Raw genomic sequence first — 2386 nt, 5'->3', positions numbered from 1 at the left:
GTAAGCGTCCGATGAGGGTGTCGGCCTAGGCTGGACAGTGGTTCCACGGGAGCAGATCGTCGATCTGCCGGGCGGGATGGTCTGCGATGCAGGCGATGGTGTGGGTCAGCCACGCCTCGGGATCGACGCCGTTGAGCTTGGCGGTCTCAATCAAGCTGTAGATGGTGGCGGCGCGATGGCCGCCCTGGTCCGAGCCCGCGAACAACCAGTTCTTACGACCGACGGCGATGCCGCGCAGCGAGCGTTCAGCCGCGTTGTTGTCGATCTCGAGCCGACCATCCTCGACGTAGCGGGACAGTGCTGACCAGCGGGTGAGCGCATAGCGGATCGCGACCGCGAGGTCGGAACGCCGCGCCAGCTTGGGGCCGGTCGCGTCGAGCCATTGGCGGAACGCGGCCAGCAGCGGTCCGGCTCTGGCTTGGCGCTCGCATCGTCGCTCGTCGGGCGGTCGACCCCGCACGTCCTGCTCGACCGCATAGAGGGCGGCAATGTGGTCCAGCGCCTCGCGGGCGGTCGCCGAGCTGGTTGCGGCGTGGACATCGAAGAACTTGCGCCGGACGTGCGCCCAGCAGGCGACCTCGGCGACGCGCTCGCCGTAGAGCCGATCGAAGCCGGCATAGCCGTCCGCGTGAAGATCGCCCCGAAACCGGGCGAGGTGCGCGGCCGGACGCTCGCCCTTGCGGTCGGGTGCATAACGGAACAGCACGGCTGGCGGTGCTCCGCTGCCATGCCCGCGCTCGTCGCGCACATACGTCCATAGCCTGCCGGTCCTGGTGCGCCCCGCGCCGGGTGCAAGCACGGGCACTGGCGTGTCGTCGGCGTGGAGCGTGGACCCGCCCATGACGTGGCGCTCGAGTGCGTCGACCAGCGGATCGAGCAGGCTGGCCGAACGCCCGACCCAGTCGGCCAGCGTCGAGCGCGCGAGCTCCACGCCGTGCCGGGCATAGATCCCCGACTGGCGGTAGAGCGGGAGATGATCGGCGTACTTGGAGACGAGCACGTGGGCGAGCAGTCCGGCACCGGGTCTGCCGCGCTCGATCGGCATGGAGGGCAGCGGTGCCTGCACGATGCGCTCGCACGACCGGCAGCTGAGCCGCGGGCGGACGTGGCGCACGACCCGGAACGAGGCCGGGACGTAGTCGAGCTGCTCGGTCACGTCCTCGCCGATACGTCGCATGGCACCGCCGCAGTCGGGACATGTGCACGGCGGCTCGTGCACTACGTCTGCGCGCGGCAGGTGGTCGGGGAGCGGCTGGCGATAGGGCTTGGCGGCATCGCGCGCACGGGCGACGGCCGGTGCGACCGTGGCGGCGACTTCCGCCTCGGCCTCTTCGAGCCCGAGCTCCAGCTGGTCGGCCTCGCGGGTCATGCGCTCGGACGATCGACCGAACGCCATGCGCCGAAGCCGCGCCACCTGCATGCGGAGCTGCTCCAGCTCCACGTCGGCAGCGACGAGCATGGCCTTGAGAAGGCCCACATCGTCGGGCAGCGAGGCGGCGTCGAGCAACACGATCGTTTATACCAGAACAGTGCCGCCCATGCACGCAGGAACGGCGCAAAACCGTGCTTTTTACCAGGCCAGCGTTGGCTGCGACGACCGGATCGGATGCCGCCAGTCGACCCCTTCGAGCAACATCGACAGCTGTGCCGGGGTGAGCACGGCGACGCCGTCGGCGGTCGCCGGCCAGGTGAACCGGCCCCGCTCCAACCGCTTGGCGTGGAGCACCAGACCCTGACCGTCCCACCACAGCAGCTTGACCAGATCGCCGCGCTTGCCTCGGAACGCGTACACCGCTCCGCCGAACGGATCTTGGCGAAGCCGCTGCTGAACGAGCGCCGCCAGCCCGTCGAAGCCCTTGCGCATATCCGTGACGCCAGCTGCCAGATACACCCGGACGCCGGCCGGCGGGCCGATCACCCGAACCCGGCCAGCACGGCCTTCAGCACCCGCGCGTCGATCGGTGGTGCAAGACGGACGCGTTGCCCACCAGAGCAGATTACCTCGACCACGCCTGGCCCAAGGGGCTCCGGCTCGGTATGGGTACTCGCGCTCGCCACCTCCACCGGTACGAACGCTGGCGCCGGCAGCCGCGGAGACTCGACCGCAACACCGTCGCGAAGCAGCACGCGCCGCCACCGATACACCAGCGAAGAACAGACCCGGTAACGCCGCGCGACATCCGAAACGCTCGCCCCGGGCATCATCGCCTCCGAGACAATCCGCGCCTTGTCGTCATCGCTAAACCGCCGACGCGGCTCCGCCCCGCCCGCGCCCGAACCATCGATAATCAACGTAGCCATAGTGCCGCACCAGTGCTTGCCACAGTGCCGCACCTGTGGCCTGCAGCTCACATCACCCGCAAGGCGGGACAGACCGGACGCTTAC

3 protein-coding genes are annotated in these 2386 nt (G+C 69.5%); all 3 read right to left on the bottom strand.

What is annotated here, in order from left to right:
• Positions 1-25: 25 nt before the first annotated feature.
• Complete coding sequence (locus L8K25_RS22495; protein WP_242141253.1) at positions 26-1459, bottom strand: IS66 family transposase; 1434 nt, start codon at positions 1457-1459, stop codon at positions 26-28.
• A 111-nt stretch (positions 1460-1570) separates the two neighbouring features.
• Positions 1571-1918, bottom strand: a complete 348-nt coding sequence (tnpB, locus tag L8K25_RS22490) for an IS66 family insertion sequence element accessory protein TnpB (RefSeq protein ID WP_242141117.1) — start codon at positions 1916-1918, stop codon at positions 1571-1573.
• A complete protein-coding gene (locus L8K25_RS22485) occupies positions 1915-2301 on the bottom strand; it encodes a transposase (RefSeq protein ID WP_242141252.1) in 387 nt (128 codons plus the stop codon). Before L8K25_RS22485 ends, tnpB begins: the two co-directional genes overlap by 4 nt.
• Between the last annotated feature and the right edge of the window lie 85 nt (positions 2302-2386).

The organism is Sphingomonas sp. TREG-RG-20F-R18-01, assembly GCF_022662475.1.
In the GTDB taxonomy this organism is placed as follows: domain Bacteria; phylum Pseudomonadota; class Alphaproteobacteria; order Sphingomonadales; family Sphingomonadaceae; genus Sphingomonas.
Note: the sequence above shows the minus strand (reverse complement) of the source record. Positions and strands in the feature narration are given on the sequence as shown.

Coding starts and splice junctions, on each gene's coding strand:
- L8K25_RS22495 (WP_242141253.1), bottom strand. CDS start 1,459: ATGCTCGTCGCTGCCGACGTGGAGCTGGAGCAGCTCCGCATGCAGGTG.
- L8K25_RS22485 (WP_242141252.1), bottom strand. CDS start 2,301: ATGGCTACGTTGATTATCGATGGTTCGGGCGCGGGCGGGGCGGAGCCG.